The 20786-nt window shown below is 65.0% G+C and carries 21 protein-coding genes; 8 read left to right on the top strand and 13 right to left on the bottom strand.

Translation table 11 applies throughout. The features are described from left to right. Positions 1-73: 73 nt before the first annotated feature. Both ACU5E9_RS07240 and ACU5E9_RS07235 read right to left on the bottom strand, forming a co-directional pair. Positions 74-1651 (bottom strand): McrB family protein, encoded by a 1578-nt coding sequence (locus ACU5E9_RS07240; protein ID WP_456812944.1) that lies wholly within the window; start codon positions 1649-1651, stop codon positions 74-76. Continuing rightward, entirely contained in the window at positions 1648-3084 is a 1437-nt protein-coding gene (locus ACU5E9_RS07235; protein ID WP_456812943.1) for a DNA cytosine methyltransferase, read from the bottom strand. The genes ACU5E9_RS07240 and ACU5E9_RS07235 overlap by 4 nt, the downstream gene beginning before the upstream one ends. A gap of 155 nt (positions 3085-3239) precedes the next feature. Between ACU5E9_RS07235 and ACU5E9_RS07230 the strand changes: the two genes are divergently transcribed. Then, positions 3240-3653 carry a very short patch repair endonuclease gene (locus tag ACU5E9_RS07230; RefSeq protein WP_456813509.1) on the top strand — a complete coding sequence of 138 codons (414 nt, stop codon included), beginning with the start codon at positions 3240-3242 and terminating at the stop codon, positions 3651-3653. A 157-nt stretch (positions 3654-3810) separates the two neighbouring features. On the opposite strand, the gene ACU5E9_RS07225 is transcribed toward ACU5E9_RS07230, so the two are convergent. Then, a complete protein-coding gene (locus tag ACU5E9_RS07225; RefSeq protein ID WP_456812942.1) occupies positions 3811-4113 on the bottom strand; it encodes a hypothetical protein in 303 nt (100 codons plus the stop codon). 203 nt (positions 4114-4316) lie between these two features. Between ACU5E9_RS07225 and ACU5E9_RS07220 the strand changes: the two genes are divergently transcribed. From ACU5E9_RS07220 to ACU5E9_RS07205, 4 genes are all read left to right on the top strand, one after another. Continuing rightward, complete coding sequence (locus ACU5E9_RS07220) at positions 4317-4829, top strand: hypothetical protein (RefSeq protein WP_456812941.1); 513 nt, start codon at positions 4317-4319, stop codon at positions 4827-4829. Between the two features lie 73 nt (positions 4830-4902). After that, on the top strand, positions 4903-5307 hold the full coding sequence (locus ACU5E9_RS07215; protein WP_456812940.1) for a DUF3253 domain-containing protein: 405 nt from the start codon (positions 4903-4905) through the stop codon (positions 5305-5307). A gap of 168 nt (positions 5308-5475) precedes the next feature. Further along, positions 5476-6558 carry a hypothetical protein gene (locus ACU5E9_RS07210; RefSeq protein WP_456812939.1) on the top strand — a complete coding sequence of 361 codons (1083 nt, stop codon included), beginning with the start codon at positions 5476-5478 and terminating at the stop codon, positions 6556-6558. Positions 6559-6560: 2 nt separating this feature from the next. Then, complete coding sequence (locus ACU5E9_RS07205; protein WP_456812938.1) at positions 6561-7175, top strand: hypothetical protein; 615 nt, start codon at positions 6561-6563, stop codon at positions 7173-7175. Between the two features lie 203 nt (positions 7176-7378). On the opposite strand, the gene ACU5E9_RS07200 is transcribed toward ACU5E9_RS07205, so the two are convergent. The 4 genes from ACU5E9_RS07200 to ACU5E9_RS07185 all read right to left on the bottom strand — a co-directional run bounded on the left by ACU5E9_RS07200 (position 7379) and on the right by ACU5E9_RS07185 (position 11497). After that, entirely contained in the window at positions 7379-9289 is a 1911-nt protein-coding gene (locus ACU5E9_RS07200) for a PTS mannitol transporter subunit IICBA (protein WP_456812937.1), read from the bottom strand. A 103-nt stretch (positions 9290-9392) separates the two neighbouring features. Continuing rightward, entirely contained in the window at positions 9393-10187 is a 795-nt protein-coding gene (locus tag ACU5E9_RS07195; RefSeq protein ID WP_456812936.1) for a sorbitol-6-phosphate dehydrogenase subunit, read from the bottom strand. A 57-nt stretch (positions 10188-10244) separates the two neighbouring features. After that, positions 10245-10802, bottom strand: coding sequence for a 6-phospho-3-hexuloisomerase (hxlB, locus tag ACU5E9_RS07190; RefSeq protein WP_456812935.1), 558 nt, complete (start codon positions 10800-10802; stop codon positions 10245-10247). Continuing rightward, a complete protein-coding gene (locus tag ACU5E9_RS07185) occupies positions 10799-11497 on the bottom strand; it encodes a ribulose-phosphate 3-epimerase (protein WP_456812934.1) in 699 nt (232 codons plus the stop codon). The genes hxlB and ACU5E9_RS07185 overlap by 4 nt, the downstream gene beginning before the upstream one ends. A 100-nt stretch (positions 11498-11597) precedes the next feature. On the opposite strand from ACU5E9_RS07185, the gene ACU5E9_RS07180 reads away from it, so the two are divergent. Then, the gene (locus ACU5E9_RS07180) at positions 11598-12872 is read left to right on the top strand and encodes an ROK family protein (protein WP_456812933.1); all 1275 of its coding nucleotides are present in this window, start codon (positions 11598-11600) and stop codon (positions 12870-12872) included. Positions 12873-13046: 174 nt separating this feature from the next. On the opposite strand, the gene ACU5E9_RS07175 is transcribed toward ACU5E9_RS07180, so the two are convergent. The 4 genes from ACU5E9_RS07175 to ACU5E9_RS07160 all read right to left on the bottom strand — a co-directional run bounded on the left by ACU5E9_RS07175 (position 13047) and on the right by ACU5E9_RS07160 (position 18440). After that, on the bottom strand, positions 13047-15095 hold the full coding sequence (locus ACU5E9_RS07175; RefSeq protein ID WP_456812932.1) for a glycogen debranching N-terminal domain-containing protein: 2049 nt from the start codon (positions 15093-15095) through the stop codon (positions 13047-13049). Positions 15096-15174: 79 nt separating this feature from the next. Beyond that, positions 15175-16083, bottom strand: a complete 909-nt coding sequence (locus ACU5E9_RS07170) for a carbohydrate ABC transporter permease (protein ID WP_456812931.1) — start codon at positions 16081-16083, stop codon at positions 15175-15177. Continuing rightward, a complete protein-coding gene (locus ACU5E9_RS07165) occupies positions 16080-17174 on the bottom strand; it encodes a carbohydrate ABC transporter permease (protein ID WP_456812930.1) in 1095 nt (364 codons plus the stop codon). The genes ACU5E9_RS07170 and ACU5E9_RS07165 overlap by 4 nt, the downstream gene beginning before the upstream one ends. A 6-nt stretch (positions 17175-17180) precedes the next feature. Then, entirely contained in the window at positions 17181-18440 is a 1260-nt protein-coding gene (locus tag ACU5E9_RS07160) for a sugar ABC transporter substrate-binding protein (protein ID WP_456812929.1), read from the bottom strand. A gap of 207 nt (positions 18441-18647) precedes the next feature. Between ACU5E9_RS07160 and ACU5E9_RS07155 the strand changes: the two genes are divergently transcribed. Beyond that, entirely contained in the window at positions 18648-19703 is a 1056-nt protein-coding gene (locus ACU5E9_RS07155; protein WP_456812928.1) for a LacI family DNA-binding transcriptional regulator, read from the top strand. Between the two features lie 211 nt (positions 19704-19914). Here the strand turns inward: ACU5E9_RS07155 and ACU5E9_RS07150 are convergent, their stop codons facing one another. After that, positions 19915-20211 (bottom strand): hypothetical protein, encoded by a 297-nt coding sequence (locus ACU5E9_RS07150; protein WP_456812927.1) that lies wholly within the window; start codon positions 20209-20211, stop codon positions 19915-19917. A 20-nt stretch (positions 20212-20231) separates the two neighbouring features. Next, positions 20232-20438, bottom strand: coding sequence for a hypothetical protein (locus tag ACU5E9_RS07145; RefSeq protein WP_456812926.1), 207 nt, complete (start codon positions 20436-20438; stop codon positions 20232-20234). A gap of 149 nt (positions 20439-20587) precedes the next feature. Between ACU5E9_RS07145 and ACU5E9_RS07140 the strand changes: the two genes are divergently transcribed. Next, complete coding sequence (locus ACU5E9_RS07140; protein WP_456812925.1) at positions 20588-20719, top strand: hypothetical protein; 132 nt, start codon at positions 20588-20590, stop codon at positions 20717-20719. The last annotated feature ends 67 nt before the right edge of the window (positions 20720-20786 follow it).

The raw sequence follows: 20786 nt of genomic DNA, 5'->3' as shown, positions 1-20786 counted from the left end.
TCTGACGTGACTCTGGCTATGACTGTCGCTTCAGGTTTTCTACTGGTAGTTAAGCGCAGAGTCCACATTTTGGCTAACGGTATCTAAAGAAATCGACTGCCTCGAGATCACTCTTCATCAGGCCGACTCGAGCCAGGGAAACCGGGAGGTCACGAAATAGAGTGGATAGCTCGGAGAGCATCTGGCTCGCTTCCTCCCCACCTCTTAGCTTGGGCAGAATCTTCTGGTCGACTTGATGGTCGAGTGCGTTGATAGAAGCACCTACGCTTGCGGCTCTAGTGAGGAAGAGAGCGATCTCGCGCACCGTGCGGTTGCCGAAATGGAGCTGGAACGGGCGAAGGACACTGGAAATGGATTCCAGGGTCGCAACTAACTCTGAAGTCAGGGCGGCCGCAAGAGCCGGTTCTCTGCTTCGCAGCCAATTGCTATAGGCCGTGACATCAACGTGGCTTAGGTCCTGCGAATTGGCCCGATCCAGAACCATCGAGCTGAAGGGGAATACGCTCTCGTCATCATTGATCGTGCCCAAAAGGTACAAGTTCGCCGGCCATGGAATCGAGGCAGGTACCTCGGAGATCTCTTTGGAGCTACCGGAATGAAAGTGAAGATCGTTTCCCATTTCCATCGCGCTCAGGAAGTTCGAAAAGTAGTGCTCAACCTGAGCCCGGTTCATTTCATCGAGAAGGACAAATACAGGCTGTATCGGGTCGGAGGTTGCCAACACCAGAGCGTTTAGAAAAGGAGTCCGGGCGTAGCCGCCATCGGCCAATAGGTCTTCATGGCCAACAAGATACGACGGATCACTCCACTGCGGCTCAACGGGCACCACGATAAAACGCTCATGAGACGAGTCAAGACTGTTCGCACCCAGAACGGCAAAAGCGTAGCTTTTCGCTAGACGTGACTTGCCAGTGCCGGATATTCCACGCAGAATGACGAAGTGCTTCGTCGGGTGGTGAATTAGATTAAGGTGCAGAGTTTGCAATACTTCGGCGCTGTAGAAGCCCCCGAGCTCAAGTACGCGGTGCTCAAGCTCGATGAGCGTAAGGTCCTCCGGGCGGTTGACGGGGGCTACAGCTGAGCCATCATCCTCGAGTCGCACCACGATTCCGGCGTTGTCGAAGTTCTCTTTGAGCCGCGCGACCACGTCCACTTCGGCAGGCGTGAGCTGACCACTTCGCTCGATGTCTGCGTAGAGCACCTCGGTCACGTTCACTGGCAAACCGTAGCCGTCCGGGTCAGTCGAGGGGTCTACGAATTCTCTCTCTGGTAGGACATTTACATAAAAACCCGTCGAGTGAAACACGAGCCTGGTGTTGTTGGTGGGAGGCTTCTTGCCCTTGAACGGCAGTTCAATTTGATCCAGGCGTTCCAGAAGGGACTGCAAACCGGTGCCGTCGAACACGACCGCGATATAAAGCTCCGAATCGTGCCGGCCTGGTAGCAACAGTTTCCCGACGTACGCCCAATGACGCCCGGACTTCATGGCGTCCTTCATCCCCGAACGACTCTGCAGATTAGGGATTCCGAGCTTCAACCCTCCTACCAGGAACCTCGCGCTGTTCGTGGACCCGATTTTTGGCTCGGATTGGATGGCAATGCCTGGATGGCGGCGATTGAGCCGGGCGGCGAATTCTTCATAGCTGGTCATGAAGCTTGTGTGTCTTCGAGGCCAGTAATTCCGGCAATTATTCCTGAGTGCATGGATTCCGCAAGCCGAAAGGCCAACAGCGGTGCGACGGCATTTCCAATCTGCCGGAACGCAGGGTTCATGGTTCCCGAATAGCGAAAACCGTCGGGGAAGCTCTGGAGTCTCGCAGCCTCGCGGACGGAGATCGTTCTTGCCTGCTTCGAATCGTAATGAATGTGGGAATACGTGTCTTTCCCGAGATGAGCCATGAGGGTTCGTGCAGGGAAGTCGGGCTCCATCTTTCGCCATTTGTTCGGAAACTTGGAGGGGTCGTAAGGTGGGACGAAATCCTTCAGGCGGTTTTCTTCTCCGCCGTTCTCGAGCCACAGCTTGTTCGCGAGAGCCCATGCAGCCGGATAATCATCGCCGGCCTTCATCTGGCGAAACAGGCGCACATCCCGCTCACTCAATGCTCGAGTTACGTGATCTGGAACGTTTCCCCTGTTTTCGAAGCCGGGCCAACTCCTAATGACACGAGCGTAATCACTCATTTGCGAAGGCTCAGGCGTTTCAATGTTGGTGTCCAACCTGCGGGCGCCCCGCGGCAGGCTCTTGTTCAGCGGAGGAAGATCCCCGAGTGCGTCCGAGGCCGTGACCGCGGCCGGGAGATCTGGAGTCGCCTCCGCGGGCGGGGCGTAAAAACGGTGGGAACTGAGATCTCCCAGCAGTCGAAGTGCGACGTTACGAGAACTCTTATATCCAGATGGTAGGTCGATCCAATGTGTGGGGCTTGGCAACGTCGGTCTAGTTCCAAGCTCCTGAGCGAATGCCATCAGGAAGAATCGGTCCCGTGTTTGCGGCACACCGTAGTTCGCGGCATTGAGGAGCGCATAGGACACGTTGTATCCGAGGCTCTCGAGATACTCAGCCATTTCGTCGCCGACGGACCGACCGCCTTGGTTCAGGACATCAGGGACGTTCTCAAGAAGAACCGCGATTGGTCGGGTCTGTTCTATCACGCGCATCGCATGCAAATAGAGAGTGGTTCGCTCGTCTAGCTTGAATGCCTCTGGATGGTCCATGACCTCGCGCAGCTTGGCCCGACCGACCCTCGTGAAACTCGGGCAGGGTGGGCCCCCCACAACGACATCCACGGCAGACGATATTGAGTCTTCCGAGACCCCCAAAAGTTCAGTTAGGTCTAGCTCGCGAATATCCCGTGCCTTGGCAAAATGCGATTCATTGGGTCCAGCGTGGAAATTCGCGGCGTAAGACGCTGCTGCGAACGGATCGAACTCCACGCCGCCCACGGACAAGAAGCCCGCTCGCTGAAAGCCCGTTGTCAGACCGCCACAGCCGCTGAACAGATCGAGCATCCGTAAAGCTCCACCTCGGCCGATGCGACCGATTTTCTCTTCTACGGAGTTGAGCGGGTTTCTTGCCAATAACGTCATTCCTCTATTCTCCTAGGACACACCGACATTGAAGCTCACCACCTCGGACGGAGCTCAATCGATTCTGGCTTCTCGGGCTTCGTCGTGTGCGTCCAACGCTGGGAACCGTGACCGCGGCCTTGATCGGCGTCCCATTGGCTTTTAGGCTTGATTACATGACGGACCGGTTGAACAGTCGTCAGCGAAGCCAAAACATGTCAAGGATTCGTGGTGCGAACACGGGCCCCGAGCTGGTGGTCCGGAAACTACTGCGCGAGTCCGGCATCGGGTATCGACTTCATGCAAAAGATCTTCCTGGCAGGCCCGACATCGTGTTTAGAAGCCGGAAAAAGGTGATCGCGGTTAATGGTTGCTTTTGGCATTCACACCATTGCAAGAATGGATCCGCGACACCCTCGACTAATTCGGCGTTTTGGTCAGTAAAGCGACAAGCGACTGTCGAGCGCGATCTGTCTAATCATTCGCTACTAATCGCCAGCGGGTGGGACGAATTAGTGGTTTGGGAATGCGAACTCAAATATCCCGAGCTTGTCCGGGAGCGTATCTTGGATTTCCTCAATGAGAGCTGAGCCAGATGGTGGAAGTCGGGCCTCACCTGACGAGCCCGAGGTCGTGACGCGGGCGACGGGCCGTAGCAATCCATCCGTGCTGTAGCGGGTGGCGCCGCTGGCACATTCGCGCACCGATACAGATGCTCGGACGTCTGCAGTGAGGCCTGCTCGCTGATCACAGGAAGAAGGCAAGGACGCCGATCACGAGGCTCGCGCCCAGAAGGTAGAGGGTGTTGCGCGCGGTGGAGCGAAGCACCGGCTGCTGTTGCCGCCGGGCAAGCAGAGCCACCGGAATCGCGGCCGCCACCAACACCAGCACCAGGCCGGCCGCTCCGACGAGCATGGCGAAGACCTCTTCGCCGTCGTTGGAATTGGGATCACCCGGCCACCAACCGTTCCGGGCGCCGATGGCCTGCAAGCCCAAGCCCAGGAACAGCACCGGCCAGAACGCGATGGCCAGGGCGATGAGATCGATCACCACGACAAGGGTGACGAACAGCGGTCGCGTGTTGCGCGGGTGCCCGGTTGTCGTCATCGGGTCTGGTCCCCACCCGAAAGGACAACGTCGGTATCCATTGCGACAGCGTAGAACCATCCGCTGGGGGACAGGTGCGAAGCTCGGCCGAGAACAGCGCTTCGCAAGTAGGGCACCGGGGCTTCCCGATGTGTGAGGATCGCTATATGCCGGCAACGAGACAAGTCCAGCCCGTCGCCGCGCGCGCGACGGCGTTCATCGGCTCCTCGAGGTGGCTGAACCGGCCGGTTCGGATGGTGCGTTATGACGCCTTGTGGCCGGATGGCCGGGTGGAGTTCAACGTCAGCCTCACGACGGCGATGTACCGGGGCTGGCCGGCGGACTTCGCTCCCATCGAGGACAGCGTGCATGACAATTGCCCAGAAGTAGGCACTGGGCGGTGGGTGAACGAGTTCGCCAAGGTCATCGACGGTCCCGCGGAGCGCGACCCCAACCCGCCCGTGGTGGGGATACGGCGCGTGTTTGGGGCGACCCGACGCGAACCCAACCCGAGGGTGCGCCGGGCCTGGCGCCTCAGTGTCGGGGTGGTTGGGCTCGGCCTCGGCATCCTGCTCCTCATTGGACCGGCCCGCGCTGGGGTCATCGGCCTTCCCGGAGCGCTCTGTTGCTTCGTCGGCCTCATGGCCCTGGCCGGATTGATCCCTGTCAAGCGTCGATAGTGACGGCCGCATTCGAAGGCTTCGCCAGCCGATGTCGTGGCGCGGAGTCCTGCCAACCCGCAGGATAGATGGCATGGCCCACCGACAGCGCGAGACTCCCGATCCTGACCTCACCCGGGCGGATAAGACGTGCGCCTCGTGTGGGCGGCGCATCGAGTGGCGCGCGAAGTGGGCGAACAACTGGGACGCGGTGAAGTATTGCTCGGTCGCGTGCCGCTCACACGGCGTCAACGCCACAGACCTCCGGCTGGAGGAGACCATCGGGACGCTGCTTGCGGCGCGGGCGCAGGATGCCACCATCTGCCCGTCCGACGCGGCGCGGGCGATCGGCGGCGAGGAGTGGCGCGATCTCATGGAGCCGGCCCGTCGAGCCGCCCGCCGGATGGTCGCCCGCGATGAGCTGCAGATCACGCAGGGCGGGTCCGTGGTCGACCCGTCGACCGCGAAGGGGCCGATCCGGTTGCGGCGGCCGCGATAGGGCTTGAACCGCCCGTGGCAAAGATTCCGCCGGAGGTTGGCGCTGACTAGTGAGGTGTCGCCCGGTCGGTGCGGCCGCTACACTCCGATGAGGCGGAGGCCGGCAGGGGAGCGCACGGGCAACTGTGCCGCGGCACGGGCACCGACTCACATAATGGGGGAACACAGTATGGCTAAAGACGTACGCGACATCCGGAACTCTCTGCACAACAGCGAACGTCACCTGAAGGACACCGCGCGCTCGACGGCGCAGTCTGCTCAGAGCAACGCCGCGACGAGCCAGGCCGCACGGAGCGCCGCGACCGGCGCCTGGGTTGGCGCTGGTTTCCAGGCCGCAACAGCAATGCAGACAGCTCGCGCGGCACGGGCAGCGGAGGAACAGCTTGCGCTGCAGCACGTCATGGCCGAGCGCCAGAATGAGCTGGCCGAGCAGATCACCTGGAATGAGTTCGCGCGGTGGCGGCAGACACCCGAAGGGGTCGCGTTTCTGGCCTGGCGGGAGCCGGCCTTCGCGCTTGCGCAGACCCTGCGCGATCGTGATTCTCTCTGGTTGCAGGGTTGGGCGCGGGCTATCGGGCAAGCCCAGGCTGAGATCCCCGATGACGAGAAACAGCGTCTCCTGCGGCGCCCTGCAAGCCTGCGTCAGACCGGCCTGAAGGTTGCCTCCATTGTGAGCTTCGCTCTGGCTGGCCTGTTCCTGCTCGGCCTGCTGGTTCAGCTTTTCGCGCTGAGTGTCACGGATTCCGCACCCGCCGCGGGCGGCTTCACCTACGCGGATTGCCAGGCACTTCTCGACGACCCGGAGAATGTCTTGATCAGCGAAGCCGACTGCGAGGCCATCAACCCGGGCCACGTGGGATCGATCATTCCGCAGGTCATACCCCTGGCCCTGTTCTTGGGGCTGGGAATCGCTCTCACCGTGGCCCGGAAGAAAAAGCAGGCGGCAGCGCGGAAAGACCAAACCGTGGAGAACGAGGCGCGGGCACGGGTCGAGCGCTGGCGCTTCGATCCCCTCGCCGTGGAGCCTGGTTACACCGGGTTCACCTGGTACGAGTCACCGCGCACCGAGGGCTATGCCGATCGGCTCATGCAGCTGGCGCTCTTCGACGGCCACGGGCAGCCCCCGGCGCAGTCGGACCTCATCGCCGTTGAGATGCCTATCGCACGGGCACCGCACCCGACCAACCCTGCGGAATTGAACCAACTTCTCGGGGAATTCGGGCAAGGCGCGCCCGCAGAAACGGATCGCTGAAAATGACCATCCACTACGACCCCGCCATCGAGAACCCCGGCATTCGCTACCTGCGACTGGGCTATCTGACGCCATTTGAGGGCGGCCACACTCTCACCGTGGGCGATCGGACCGGTGGTGACAAGCGCGGGGTGAAGCTGACTCCGGCGTATTACACCTTGATCAGTTCGCTCGACCCCACCATCGGTGACCGGGAATTCACGGCGGAAGAACTGGGTTTGCTCGGATGGTTGGCCGGCCAGGGTTTCCTTGCCCTGGTGGCGGGCGACGCCGGCATTGCGGACCTCACCGTGGTGCCGGTACCGCGACGGGAGATGGCCATTGTTGAGGACCTAGACGAGGGTTACCTCATCCGTGCCGGGGACGACGCCCCCTTCGTCGTCTCTGAGCTTGGCGCGCAGTTCCTGCCGCTCGTCGACGGTGAGCGCACTCTGGGGGAGATCGCCCACGCTGTGAAGACAGAAGTGCTCGCCGATCACGAGGGGCGCCTCATCGTCGAGAAGAATGAAAAAGACCGGGGGAGAACCTTCGACTCGTTCCTGATGGACGAGGCTCTCGCGCTGACCCGGGACTTCTCCAGGGCGGGCGCGATCACGTTCGAGCCCACGGCGCCGTAGCCGGCGGGCATGAGGGTTGGACGGAGGTCCTGGACCGAGCAGTGCAGCGGCGGTTCTGGTTCGGGCTCCGGGCGCACACGGGTCAACGCGACCGATCGGTTCGCTTAGGAGGGGTTAACGCACGACGCGGCACGAGGGACGCGAGGCGCCCGTCGTGCCGCGGAGTGGAGGGCGCGCGTCGCGTGACGCGCGCCCTCCGCTGATCAGTGCACCTTCAATGCGAGCAGGTCGAGGATCTCGCTCGCCGAGGTTGCCGACCGGATCCGTTCCACCTGCGCCTTGTCAGAGAGAACCTGGGCGATCTGACTCAGGATGCCGAGGTGGGAGTCACCCTTGCCGGCGATACCGATGAGGACGTAAACAATGTTGCCGTCGAAGTCGACACCTTCCGGCACCTGCACGACAGAGACACCCGAGCGGATGATCTGCGGGTCGGACCCGTTGACGCCATGCGGGATAGCGACGTGGTTACCCACGTATACCGACGTCAGCTCGTCTCGCTGATGCATGGACTCGATGTAGGCCGGGGTGACGTAGCCTTCCCGCACCAGGATCTCGCCGGTCGCGGTGATGGCGTCGCCCCGGGTGCGGAAAGAGCGGCCCAGCTCGATGTTCGCGGCCACCAGCACACCGGGCGACTCGATGTGGGAGGAGTCGAGCTCGCTGGCTGCTGCTGGCGCGCCGACATCCGTCGTGCCGTTGGCTCGCTTGACCAGCGAAACGATCTCGTCGAACTGCGGGCCTTCCACGAAATTGGTGATCGCCATGAACTTCACCTGGCCGTCGTCGTGCATCTTCATCGTGCGATCGAGGAGTTTCGTGTGGGTGACAATGAGGTCGACACCCTTCGGGATCTCCTCGATCTTGGAGTTCGTCACTTCGACATCGAGCATCGCCTTGCGAATTTTCGACTTGAGGATCGATGCTCCCATCGCGCTGGAACCCATCCCGGCGTCGCAGGCGACAACGATCTTGCGGATGGTGGTGGAGCTCAGGTCGCCCTCGAGCAGGGCCTTGTTGAAGCTGTCGCGCTCCTCTGCGCTGCCGTCGGCGAGGTCGCTGTCGTCGGCAACCTTGCCCTTGCCGAACTTGAGAAGCACCGCGCCGATCAGGAAGGACACGGCCATGCCGGCGAAGAAGCCGATCAGGTTGCCGGCCAGGGCACCGTTGGGGGTCAACGCGAGGATGGCGAAGATGCTGCCTGGCGACGGCGTGGCGACCGTGCCGCCGTCGAACATCACGAACATTGCCAGCGAGGTGGCGATGCCGCCCATGGTGGCGAAGACGAGCTTCGGGTTCATCAGCACGAAGGGGAAGTAGACCTCGCCGATGCCGCCAATGCCGGCGATAACAGCCGCCATTGGGGCCGTGTTCTTGGCCATCCCCACACCGAAGATGCTGATGGCCAGGAGCGTGCCGACCGAGGGACCGGGGTTGGCATCGACCAGGAACAAAATGGACCGGCCGAACTGATCGACCTGTTCGATGCCGAGCGGTGCCATGATGCCGTGATTGATCGCGTTGTTGAGGAAGAGCACCTGCGCAGGCGCGACGAAGATCGCCAGCAGCGGTAGCAGGTTATGCGCCAGGATCCAGTCGACACCAGCCGAGAGAATCGCGATCAGGCCCTCGATGACCGGCCCGATGCCGACGAACGCGGCCAGCACCAGCCCCAATCCGAGGATGCCCATTGAGAAGTTGCTGATCAACATCTCGAAGCCCGCTTTGACGCGATTCTCAAAGAACCGGTCGACCTGCTTGAGGAGCCAGCCGGCGATGGGGCCCATAATCATGGCACCCATGAGCATGGTCACGTCGGAGCCGACGATGACTCCCATGGTGGCGAGAGCGCCGATCGCACCACCGCGCACACCGTGCACGAGCCGACCACCGGTGAACCCGATGAGCAGCGGCAGCGCGTAGGTCATGATCGGGCTGACCAGCTCGGCGAGGCTGGCATTCGGGAGGTAGCCGGTGGGGATGAATAGGGCGGTGAGGAGGCCCCAGGCCACGAACACGCCGAGATTGGGCATCACCATTCCGCTGAGGAAGTTTCCGAACTGCTGGACACGCCGGAGCGTGTCTTTCTTGCGTGGGGGACGAACTTGCGTCATTGCTGGATTCATCGCTTTCTTCAGTATTGCCATGGTGGCGGTTGTTCTTGGGTATCAGCCCGAAAGCGCCGGAGACGGCGCGGGTGTCGGCGGGCGTCGGGCGTCAGCGGGATTTGCCTCCCGTGATGTTGATGGTCGTGCCACTGATGTAGCTGGAATGGTCGGAGACCAGGTAGGTGACCAGGTCGCTGATCTCATCGTGTTCACCGACGCGGCCGAGCGGGATGTTCGAGGCGTAGTCGGTGTCGATGTGGTCGGGGTCCAGGCCGCGGGTGTAAGCCAAGGCGGCGTAATTCGCGTCGCTGTTCATGTTCGTGCGCTTGTTGATTCCGGGCGCGATGCCCACCACACGGATGCCGTGCCGGCCGAGTTCCTTGCCCCAGGAGCGCGTAAAGCCGTTCAGTGCGGCCTTGGTGGCGGAGTAGATGCTCTGCCCGACCGAGCCCTCGACGCCGGCCTCGGAGGAGATGTTGACGATGACGCCCTGCTGGTTCTCGATGAAGTTGCGGGCTACAGCCTGGGCGCAGAGGAAAGGGCCTTTCTGGTTGACGTTGGTGATGAAGTCGAAGTCGGCCTCGGAGGCCTCGAACTCCGGCTTCTCGCCGTAGAAGTCCACCAGCAGGCGCGGCCGGTTCACGCCGGCGTTGTTCACCAGTGCGTCGACCCGGCCGTACTTCTCCACGACGTTGGCGACCATCGCCTCGACGCTGGCTTTGTTGGTGATGTCGCACTCGATGAAGTGGTCGGAGTAGTCGGCGACGGTGTCGTTGGTGCGCAGGTCGCAGACCACGACGGTGGCGTTGTTGCGGTGCAGGTTGGTGGCGATGCTGGCACCGATGCCCGAGGCACCGCCGGTGACGATGACGACTTTTTGGGCGAGGTCGATCCAGGAGGTCATGAGAGGTCCTTGCTTGGAGAGGGTGGAAAGTCTGGGTGGTGCGCTTCGAGCGGGGAGTTACTCGAGGTTCGCGTGGTGCTGCCAGAGGGCATGGAGGTCGAGATCCTCTGAGCGGATGAGGGACAGCGCGATGGCGTCGCCGAGCAGGAGCAGGCACTGCTCGAACAGGCTCGTCATCGGCTGCACCGAGGTGACCTCGGTGCCGCTGGAGAACTTGGTCTGCACCGGGATGCGCACGAATACGTCGGTGTACTGGGCCATCGAGCTGGCCGGGTTGGCGCCGATGTGGGCGACCTGGGCGCCGTGGCTCTTCGCCTTCGCGGCGATCGCGAGCGGGATGGCGCTCTCGCCGCTGCCTGAGCCCACGATCAGCAGGTCGGAGGCGGTGATGGCGGGTTCGGTGATCTGACCGACGATGATGGTGTCGATGCCCAGATGGGCGAGGCGCTTGGCGACCGACTGCAGGGAGAGCAACACGCGTCCGACCCCAACGAAGAACACCCGGTCGGCCGCGGCGATCTGGCGGGAGAGGGCATCTACCTCGGCCTCGGAGACTGCGCTCAGTGTGGCGGAGATCTCAGCGACGATGCTGTGCTGCGCTTCGGCGAAGGTCATGACGCGACCAGCTCGGCGGGCTGGGCGGCGGAGGCCACGGCGAGGTCGAGCAGGCGCTTGTTCTCGCGCAGGGTGTTGCCCTTGATGAACAGTCCGGTGCTACCGAGAACGAGGTTGGTGGCGCCGGCCCGTACGAGGTCGGGGATGGTGGCCAGGGACACCCGGCCGTCCACCTGGAGGTCGACGTCGAGACCCTGCTCATCGATGAGCCGGCGGAGGCGGGAGACCTTTTCCAGCGCGTAGGGCACCTGGGTCTCGGTGGCGAAGGTGGCGTAACCGGGATTGATCAGCATGGCGCAGAGCACGTCGACCTGAGGGAGTACGTACTCGAGCACGGAGAGCGACGTGGCCGGGTTGAGGGCCACGCCGGCCTTAGAGCCGGAGTTGCGGATGAGGTTGATGAGCCGGTCGACGTGCAGGGTGGACTCGTGGTGGAAGGTGACGCTCTCCATGCCCATGTCGAGCACCTCTTGCACGAAGTACTCGTTCTTCGTCGACATGATGTGCGCGTCCATCGGCAGGTTGGTGACTTGGCGGAGTCGCTTCGCGATGTCGAGGCCCATGGGCATGCTCGGGCTGAAGTCGCCGTCGATGATGTCGACGTGCAGGGCGTCAATGCCAAGCTCCTCGAGCTCTTCCACGGTCGATTGGAGGTTGACGAGGTCGCCGGTCATGATCGACGCGGAGTACCTCACGGGTGGGTTTTTTGAAGCGGGGGTGGACAACATGTAAGCGATCGTATGAAACTGAGTTAGTACGTTCAACGACAGATTAATGACATCGAGAGACATAAACATGTCACCTGGCACGGCCCAATTCCTTCCCCTCCTCGTGACTCCCGGGCCTGCCCGCATCGTCTCGGTGCTCACCGAGGATGTGCTCGGTGCCATCGCCGAACACGTCGGCGGGACCGGCCCGTGCAGCAAGGCCGACCTTGTGCGGGAGATGGGACTGCCCCGTTCCACGGTCACCGGGCACGTCGACTGGCTGCTCAACCGGGGCGTGCTCACCCATGTGGCGGGTGAGCATCAACTTAAGCGCGGCCGCCCCGCGGAGAGCGTGGCGCTGAACGGCTCGTCAGGCTGGATTCTCGCGGTGGAGATGGGCGCTGTGAAGACAACCGTCGCCGTGATCGACCTGGCCGGCGCGATCCTAGCCAGGCGCAAGGTCTCCCTGCCCGTCTCGCAGGGCCCGGAGGTGTGCATCACTACCCTGTCGGCCCTGATCGAAGAGCTGGCCGAGCAGGCCGCAACGTTTTCGGGGCATGCGGTGCCGCCAGTCAGCTGGGTCGCTGCGATCGCTTTGCCCGCCCGCATCGACCTGCAGACGCGACGGCCCCTGCGCCCGACAATCATGCCCAACTGGGACGGCTATCCCGTGGGCGAGGCACTCGAGGAAGCCCTCGGCTGCCCGGTGCTGCTCGAAAACGATTGCAGTGTGCGGGCCCTCGGCGAGGTCGGCCAGCTCGGACCGGACTCCTTGCCGCTGATCTCCATTCAGATCGGCACCGGCGTGGGGGCTGGCATCATCGACAGCTCGGGCCTCATCATCCAGGGGGCCAACGGGGCTGCGGGCGACGTCGGGCATATTCCCTCGTCGAAGGGCGGTGACGTGCTCTGCAGCTGTGGGGCACGCGGATGCGTCGACGCCGTCGCATCCGTCACGGCCATGCTTGACAAGATCACCCGTGCCGGCGTGGTGTGCGCCGATGACACCCTCGAGGGCTCGGACCGGCTGCTCAGCCTGGTGGCGCAGGGCGGGCCCGAGGTTACCCGGGTGATCCAGGAGAGCGCCGAGGTGATTGGTGAGGTGGTGGCGTCGCTGTGCAACGTCATCAACCCACGAAGGGTGGTAATCACCAGCGCCCTGGCCGCGGTGAGCCACGAGCTGCTCGCCGGGGTACGGAGCGTGGTCTACGCCCGGGCGCGCCCGCTGGCCACCAAAGACCTGGTCATCGACTACAGCCAGCTCGGTGACACGGTGGGCATCGCGGGCGCCTACCTGCTCGGTCGGCGCTTTCTGCTCTCGTCGGGCAACATCAAGAAGTTGCGGGCCCACGCCAGCGTCTGACCGGAGCCGAACATCGCCAGTCGCGCGGGTCAGGCGCCACTTTGCGGGTGGCGCGCTGGCCGCGAAGCGGCGCGTTGCCCGCGGACGGCCAGAATCCGGCAACATGGTCGCACCGCAACGCTGTCGTACCGCAACGTGAGGTGACCCGGTGCGCGCGGCCAGCGGACGGCCGGGCTATCCGGCGAGGCGACCGGCGGATGCGACGGCCGCGGTGAGGCCGCCGTGGATGGTGACCGCACCGACCACGGCAGGAACGATTGGGGTGGATGTCACCTCGCCGGTCGCCGGGTCCGGCTCGAGGCCGAGCACCGTGCCGAGCACCGAGATGGCGGCGGCTGCCGACCAGGCCTGCGGGCGGCAGGCGGCCGGGTAGGCGCCGGCCGCGGTGACGGCGGTGGCGGCGTCGCCGGAGTGGAGTTCGGGCATCCGGTAGTCGAAGGATTCGGCGGCGGCGAGCAGGCCCGTGATCAGGATGCCCGCCTCGGCGCCGAAGCCGGCGCGGCCGAGGCCGGCGATCGCGATGGCGGTGTCGTGGGTCCAGACTGAACCGCCGTGGTAGCTCACCGGCCAGTAGCCGGCGGAGTCGGTGGACATGGTGCGCAGGCCGTAGCCGGAGTTGAGCTCGGGGGAGACCAGTCGGGCGGCGACGAGGGCGGACTCCTCGGCGGAGAGCAGGCCGGTGCCGAGGAGGTGGCCGATGTTGCTGGTGACGGTGTCGACCGGGCGCTTGAAAGCGTCCAGGGCCACGGCCGGGTAGCGGCCCGCCGGGGACTCGATCCAGAAGGAGTCGCGGAACCGAGTCTGCAGGTTCGCGGCCCACGCCCGCCAGGCGTCGCCGCCGGGCCGGCCGAACGCGTCGAGCAGGGCGGCGCCGTCGATGGCGGCCTGGTAGGCGTAGGCCTGCACCTCGCAGAGGGCGATCGGGCCGTCGGCGAGGCTGCCGTCGCGCCACTGGATGGAGTCGCCGGAGTCCTTCCAGCCCTGGTTCGCGAGACCGTGGCCGGTGCTGTCGACGTATTCGAGGAACCCGTCGCCGTCGGTGTCGCCGAAGTCGCGCATCCAGGCAAGGGCCGCCTCGAGGTGCGGCAGCAGGGCCTCGACCTCGGCGTCGGCCATGCCCCAGCGGTGGGCGTCGGCCAGCAGGCAGATCCACAGGGGAGTGGCGTCGACGGTGCCGTAGTACAGCGGCGGCAGCGACACGTCTTCGCCGGGGATGGTGAACGCGGCCGGCCGCAGCTCGTGCATGATCTTGCCGGGCTGCTCAGCGGTCTCGTCGTCGGTCCGAGTGCCCTGCAGCTCGGCGAGCAGCCGAAGGGTGGAGGCCGCGAGCTCGGTGCCGAGGGGGAGGAGGAACCGGGCCGCCCAGATCGAGTCCCGGCCGAACAGGGTGAAGAACCAGGGCGCGCCGGCGGCGAGGAACGGGTCGTCCGGCCGGGCGGTGGTCGCCATCCGCAGCCCGGAGAGGTCATCGAGGGCGCGCTGCACCCAGCGGCCCAGGCGGGCGTCGCCGGACTCGACGGAGACGCCGGCCCACTCGGGCAGGCCGGCTGCCGCCTGCACCACGGTGGCCGAGTGCTCGATGGCGACGGTCCACTGCACGGTGATGCTGCCGCGGGCGGGCACGGTCACCGACCAGTCGGCGGCGACCGCGCCGGCATCCGTGCTCAGTGCACCATCGCCGCTGAGGCGCACCAGCGCCGCCACGGTGGGAGTGGCCAGGCGGATGCCGGTGGCCGTCTCCTCCAGGTCGACGGCGGCGGTGTCGGGCAGGTCGGCGGCACCGAACGCGAGCCGATCGGCCGCACTGCCGAGGCCGGCCTTGACGATCTGCATGTCCGTGAAGTCGGGCGACAGGCGCACCTGCACGCTGGTCTCGATCGGGTGCTCGAGCCCGGATTCGATGGTGATGCTCTCGGTGAGCTGACCGGCCGTGACCGTGCGGGTCACGTGCAGCCGCAGCCGCGGGTCGGCGGTGCGGTCGTCGAGGTGCCGCAGCAGCGAGCTGAACGTCATCTCGCCGGCACCGCGCGCGGCCGAGCCGATCGGCTCGCTGGCGGCGCCGCCGACCGTGAGGCTCCAGCCCGAGAGGACGCGGGTGTCGGCGTGATACAGGCCATGGATCGGCAGGCTCGTGCTCCCGTCGACGCCGGACCACGCCTGGGTGGGCGCGGCCAGAACGATGGCGGAATTGTGGAGCAGGGGCTGGACGGGGTGCGAGAGCATGAGTGAGGTACGACTCCAGAGGTGTTGTGGTGCGGATCTGTGGAACGGGCGCATACAGGGCGCATATAGAAGGAGTCGGTTACTCCTTCACCGCGCCGTCGGTGGTGTTCATGATGCGTTTCTGGAAGATGAAGAACATCACGGCCACCGGGATGGTCATGATCGCCGCGGCGGCGAGCTTGAGCGGGTACTGGGTGCCCTGGCTCAGCTGACCGGACGCCAGCGACGCGACACCCTTGGTGAGCGTGGTGAGCTCGGCCGATTGGGTCGCCACGATGAAGTGCGACAGCTCATTCCAGGAGCCCTGGAACGACAAGATGATGATGGTCACCAGCGCCGGCCGGGCCATCGGCAGCACGATCGACCAGAACACCCGGAAGGTGCCGGCCCCGTCGATGCGGGCCTGCTCCTCGACACTGGCCGGGATGGACTCGAAGAAGTTCTTCATGATGAACACGCCCGCGGCATCGGTGAGCAGCGGCACGATCATGGCCACGTAGGTGTCGTAGATGCCGAGCTGGTTGATCACCAGAAACTTGGGGATCAGCAGCACCACACCGGGCACGCTCATCACGGCGATGAGCAGCGCGAAGATCACGTTGCGGCCGCGGAAGTGCAGTCGGGCGAGGGCGTAGCCGGCGAGGGAGTTGAAGAACACCCGGCCGAGGGTGACGAAGATCGTGACGATGGCGGAGTTCTTGAACCAGACCGGGAAGTCCGAGTTGAGGAACAACCTCTCGTACGCGGCCGACGACCAGGTCGCGGGGATCAGCGACATCGGGTTGCTCGCGGCGTCGGCATCCGTCTTGAAGGACGTGGCGACCTGCACCAGGAACGGGGCGATGTAGATGATCGCGAGCACGATCAGCACCGCGTAAAGCAGCGACCGGCCGGCGATCGCGCTGGTGGGCAGCTTCTCGCGGCCGAGGAACTTGAGCCGCTGGGAGGGGGACTGGGTGCGCACGCGGGTTCTCACGGTGGTGCTCATTTGGAACCTCCGGGAGTCGGGGTCTGCTCGTACAGGCGCATCCGCCGGGCGGAGACCTTGCGTTCGGCCAGCAGGAAGCGCTGGAACAGGGTGAAGACCACGATGATCACGAACAGGATGAACGCGATTGCGGCGCCTTGGCCCCAGGCCTGGTTGGTGAACGCGGTCTGGTAGGAGAGGTACGCCGGGGTGAGGGTGGTCTTGGCCGGCCCGCCCTGGGTGCCGGTGTAGATCTGGTCGAACACCTGCCAGGCGCCGATCAGGCCGAGGGTGAGCACGGTGAACAGGGTCGGCCGCAGCTGGGGGAGGGTGACTCGCCAGAACCGCTGCCAGCCGTTGGCGCCGTCCATCATGGCGGCCTCGACGACGTCGCCGCTGAGGTTCTGCAGTGCGGCGATGAACAGCAGCATGAACGTGCCACTGGTGGTGAACACGGCCATCAGGATGAACGCGCTCATCGCAACGGACGGCCCGGAGAGCCACTCCCAGAAGGATATGCCTAGGAAAGTATTGCCGGTGAGCGCGGCCGGGCCGTTCTCGACGCCGAAAACGCCGAGGATGTTGTGCAGCACGCCGCTGGGGTCGTTGAACCAGTTCGGCCCGTTGACACCGACGAACGCGAGCAGCTTGTTCACGGCGCCGCTGGCGCTGAACAGAAACAGCCACAGCACCGTGATCGCGACCGAGCTGGTGACCGACGGGAAGTAGAACGCGGTGCGGAAGAAGCCGCGGCCGCGGAGAATCTGCCGGTTGACCAGCACGGCCAGGAACAGCGACAGCATGGTCTGGATCGGCACGACCAGCAGCACGTACCAGGCGTTGTTGCGGAGCGCCGTGCCGAAGTCCTGCTCGGCCAGGCCGCCGCCGTTGAGCAGAGCGGAGTAGTTGTCGACGCCCACAAACGACACGGACGACGCGAAAGGGCTGCCGCGGCCGTTCCAGTCGGAGAAGCTGACCCAGAGGGCCATCAGCACCGGGATGACGAGGAACATGCCGAGCAGGATGATCATCGGGGCGGTGAAGATCCACCCCGAGGCGGCCTCGCCGCCCCGGATTCCGGAGCGGCGAGACGTGCGTGCGGGCGTCGACATGGTGGGCTACTTCAGCAGTGCTTCGAGGTTCTTCTGCGTGGAGTCGAGGATCGTTTTCGCGTCCCCGGTCTTCAGCGACTCGAGCTGTGCGTTCAGGTCGCTCACGACATCCGCGGCGCCCTGCACGTTCGGCACGCCCTTGGCGTAGTCAGCGCCGGCGAGGAACGGCACCAGGGTGGGGTTGGCGCTCTTCCACTCCTCGGCGGCCGACTGGATCGAGGGCATCGGGCCGAAGTCGGTGGAGAAGGTGAGCTGGGCGTCCTTGCTGGTCAGCTGCTCGACTAGGTCGAGTGCGGCGGCCTGGTTGGGGCTGTCGGCGGCGATGCCCCAGCAGTTGGTGAACTGCAGGGTGCCCTTGCCGGCCGGGCCCTCCGGCAGCTCGGCGACGGTGTAGTTGACGTCGGGGAAGTCGTTCGTCATGGCACCGGTGATCCAGTTGCCCTCGATGGTCATCGCGGAGAGCTGCTTGCCGAACGCCTCGCCGCCCCAGCCCGCGCCGAGCTCGGTGGCGTACTTCATCGAGCCGTCGTTGAGGAGAGTCTGGGCGTACTCGAGGCCCTCGACGTTCTCGGCACTGTTGGCGGTGGCCTCGGTGCTGTCCTCGTTCATCAGGCTGCCACCGGCCTCGGCCATGAACGCGCCGAGTCGGGCGTATTCGCCGCCGATGCCGAGGCCCACGTGTTCGGGCGTGGTGAGGGTCTTGCTCACGGTGGCGAGCTCGTCCCAGGTGGTGGGGATGTCGGCATCCGTGAGCCCGGCCGCGGCCCAGAGGTCGGTGTTGATGATCAGCTGCAGGGTGGAGAAGTCCTTCGGGGCGCAGTAGAAGTCGCCGTCGTAGGTGAAGGAGCTGACCAGGCTGGGGTAGAAGTCGTCCTTGTTGGCGAGCTCGTCGCCGTAGGCGAGCAGGGAGCCGTTCGACGCGTAGCCGGCGAGGGCATCCGTGGAGAGGTAGAAGACGTCGGCCGGCTTCTGTGCGGCGAAGCCCTGGGCGAGCTGCTGGTTGAGGTCGCTGGCGACGCTGACCTCGGCGTCGGTGCCGGACTCGTCGGACCAGGCGGCGACGGCGGACTTGACGGATGCGGTCTCGGCGTCGCCGCTCGAGCCGATCAGGATGGAGAGGCTCTTGGAGGAGTCACTGGTGAGTTCGCCGTCGGTGGCTGCAGTGTCGCTGCCGAAACCGGATCCGGAACCACACGCGCTGAGAGTGAGGGCGCCGGCCACGGTGAGGCCTGCGCCGATCAGCCAGCGGGAGTTGCGTCGTTGCATCTTGATGCTCCTTCTGTCGCGCTACGGTGCGCGTTGCTTGTGTATTGGTCACAGTAGCCGAAATAATTTGATCGATCAAATCTTTTTTTGATCGATCTAACACCGCTCGGTTTTGTGGTCGCAAACGCGGTATTCTGTGGGGGATCGGTGTTGGATCGATCCATTCGCGGGGTGGTGGGTGACCGCATCCGTCTGGGAGGGGTAGTCATGGCTGCATTGCCAACGGTGACGGATGTCGCCCTCGCGGCCGGCGTCTCCCGCCAGACCGTCTCGAACGTGATGAACTCGCCCGGCATCGTGCGCGCCGACACCCGGGAGCGGGTGGAAGCGGCCATCGCCAAGCTGGGCTACCGGCCGCACGCGTCGGCCCGGCGGCTGCGCACCCGGCGCAGCTCCACCATCGGCATCCGGCTGGACCCGATGATCGACGGTATCTCCGGGTCGGTTCTCGACCGGTTTCTGCACGCCCTCACTGAACAGGCCGACAAGCAGGGCCTGCGGGTGCTGCTGTTCACCGCCACGAGCCCCGAGGACGAGATCACCCAGCTCAAGCGCCTCAACGACGGCGCCGACGTGGACGGCTTCGTGCTCACCTCCACCTTCGCCGGCGACCCCCGCACGCACTGGCTGATCGAGAACGGGATCTCGTTCGTGACCTTCGGCCGGCCGTGGGGCGGCAACGACATGGACGACCCGCAGCACCTCTGGGTGGATGTAGACGGCTGGGCCGGGCTGCACCAGGCCGCCCGGGCGGCGCAGGACGCCGGCGCGCGCCGTATCGGCTACATCGGCTGGCCGAGCCCGTCGGGCACCGGGGAGGACCGCCGGCGCGGGTGGCGAGACGCGATGCTCGAGCGCGGCGACGTGGCCGAGCGCGACCTGGCCGCGCTCGAGGTGGTCACGGTCGACGGTGTCGCCGAGGGCACCGCGGCGATGCAGCACCTGCGCCGCACCGCGGGTGGCCTGGACGCCGTGCTCTGCGCAAGCGACTCGCTGGCAGTGGGCGCCATGATCGCGAACCCGGAGCGGGTGCCGGTGACCGGCTACGACAACACGCCCATTGCCGCCGCGATCGGGCTGTCGAGCGTCGACCAGTCCGTGGAGGAGGTCGCCGCCGGTGTGCTCGAGCTGCTCACGGGGGAGTTCAACGGGCGGGTGCACGGCGCGCCCGAGTCGACCGAACCCCGGCACCGGATGGTGACGCCCCGGCTGGTGCTGCGCGAGTTCGCCGCCATCCCGATGGACGAGTCGGCGCCGGCCTAGCCTGCCCCTCGGGCTCTCTCTGAACCGGGCCCCCACGGCGCAGGACCGGCCCCCCAACCGTGCAGGGGGATCACAACTCCTGCAATTCTCGTCGCACGCCGCGAGACGGGCCGGAAATCCGGGCATCCGTCACGTGCTGCTAGAGAATTGCAGGAGTTATGCAAGAGGTGGGCGGAGTCGGCCTGCGAGAGGCCGGCCGAGCCCGGCGATGCTAGCGGCGCTTGGCGAAGATCGCGATCGCTGCTGCCGCGAGGAAGCCCAGCGTGATGATCAGGGCGGGGTGGCGCTTGTAGACGGAGGTGACGTTGTCGGCGGTCTCGGCGGCGAGCACTCGCGCTGAGGTGATGGCCGTCTCGGCCGTGGTTTCGAGGTCGAGCTTGCGGATGGCCTCGGTTGCCGCGGCGACGGTGTCGTCGATGGCGTGGCGGGCCTGCTCGGCGATCTCGCCGGCCTTCTTGGCGGTGTCGTCCACGAAGTTGTGAGCCTGGTCTGCGGTGTTGTCAGTCATGAGATTCCTTTTTCCGGGACTTAGTGGTGAACGGCCTTGGTGAGCTTCTTCGCGTTGCGGCGCGCGAGCTTCTTGGTGCCGGAGCGGGCCTTCTTCACGGTCGGGTCGTTCCAGGCCTTGCGGGCACTCTTGCGCACCTGCTTGTAGCGACCGGTGCCGGCCTTGGAGCCGAGGAGGTAGAACGCGAACGCGAAGGCGGCGGCGAGGAGAAGTCGGAGAAAAGTCATGAGATCTGCAATCTGTTGGGGATAGGCGGAGGGGACAGCCTCGCGTCGGTGCTGGCCTGGTTGAGCGGCCATCACGCCGACGCGAGGGTGAGTCCCCACTTGTGAGAGGCTCCGCACCGGCAATTCGTCACGGAGCAGAGCGCTTTTGGGTGCCGACTGTCAGGCTCGGTGACGGCCTGCGGCGCGAAAGCCATCCGAATGACGGCACCGTGCCGCTGAGCGAGGGCCCGATGGTGCTCACCGTCAAGGCCGACGGCAACTCGAGCATGATCGGGGAGTAGCAACGGCCGCGTGTGCGCAGACAGGAAACCCCAGACCGGGACGGCAATCGCCCCGGCTGCCCTAGTG

It is taken from the genome of Cryobacterium sp. AP23 (genome assembly GCF_054075385.1).
The sequence above is the reverse complement of the archived record's forward strand: the minus strand, read 5'-3'. Positions and strand labels throughout refer to the sequence as shown.

What these genes read in the sequence shown, in the direction of transcription:
- ACU5E9_RS07240 (WP_456812944.1), bottom strand. Translation starts at nt 1,651, where the DNA reads ATGACCAGCTATGAAGAATTCGCCGCCCGGCTCAATCGCCGCCATCCA.
- ACU5E9_RS07235 (WP_456812943.1), bottom strand. Translation starts at nt 3,084, where the DNA reads ATGACGTTATTGGCAAGAAACCCGCTCAACTCCGTAGAAGAGAAAATC.
- ACU5E9_RS07230 (WP_456813509.1), top strand. Translation starts at nt 3,240, where the DNA reads ATGACGGACCGGTTGAACAGTCGTCAGCGAAGCCAAAACATGTCAAGG.
- ACU5E9_RS07220 (WP_456812941.1), top strand. Translation starts at nt 4,317, where the DNA reads ATGCCGGCAACGAGACAAGTCCAGCCCGTCGCCGCGCGCGCGACGGCG.
- ACU5E9_RS07215 (WP_456812940.1), top strand. Translation starts at nt 4,903, where the DNA reads ATGGCCCACCGACAGCGCGAGACTCCCGATCCTGACCTCACCCGGGCG.
- ACU5E9_RS07210 (WP_456812939.1), top strand. Translation starts at nt 5,476, where the DNA reads ATGGCTAAAGACGTACGCGACATCCGGAACTCTCTGCACAACAGCGAA.
- ACU5E9_RS07205 (WP_456812938.1), top strand. Translation starts at nt 6,561, where the DNA reads ATGACCATCCACTACGACCCCGCCATCGAGAACCCCGGCATTCGCTAC.
- ACU5E9_RS07200 (WP_456812937.1), bottom strand. Translation starts at nt 9,289, where the DNA reads ATGACGCAAGTTCGTCCCCCACGCAAGAAAGACACGCTCCGGCGTGTC.
- ACU5E9_RS07195 (WP_456812936.1), bottom strand. Translation starts at nt 10,187, where the DNA reads ATGACCTCCTGGATCGACCTCGCCCAAAAAGTCGTCATCGTCACCGGC.
- hxlB (WP_456812935.1), bottom strand. Translation starts at nt 10,802, where the DNA reads ATGACCTTCGCCGAAGCGCAGCACAGCATCGTCGCTGAGATCTCCGCC.
- ACU5E9_RS07180 (WP_456812933.1), top strand. Translation starts at nt 11,598, where the DNA reads ATGTCACCTGGCACGGCCCAATTCCTTCCCCTCCTCGTGACTCCCGGG.
- ACU5E9_RS07175 (WP_456812932.1), bottom strand. Translation starts at nt 15,095, where the DNA reads ATGCTCTCGCACCCCGTCCAGCCCCTGCTCCACAATTCCGCCATCGTT.
- ACU5E9_RS07170 (WP_456812931.1), bottom strand. Translation starts at nt 16,083, where the DNA reads ATGAGCACCACCGTGAGAACCCGCGTGCGCACCCAGTCCCCCTCCCAG.
- ACU5E9_RS07165 (WP_456812930.1), bottom strand. Translation starts at nt 17,174, where the DNA reads ATGTCGACGCCCGCACGCACGTCTCGCCGCTCCGGAATCCGGGGCGGC.
- ACU5E9_RS07160 (WP_456812929.1), bottom strand. Translation starts at nt 18,440, where the DNA reads ATGCAACGACGCAACTCCCGCTGGCTGATCGGCGCAGGCCTCACCGTG.
- ACU5E9_RS07155 (WP_456812928.1), top strand. Translation starts at nt 18,648, where the DNA reads ATGGCTGCATTGCCAACGGTGACGGATGTCGCCCTCGCGGCCGGCGTC.
- ACU5E9_RS07150 (WP_456812927.1), bottom strand. Translation starts at nt 20,211, where the DNA reads ATGACTGACAACACCGCAGACCAGGCTCACAACTTCGTGGACGACACC.
- ACU5E9_RS07145 (WP_456812926.1), bottom strand. Translation starts at nt 20,438, where the DNA reads ATGACTTTTCTCCGACTTCTCCTCGCCGCCGCCTTCGCGTTCGCGTTC.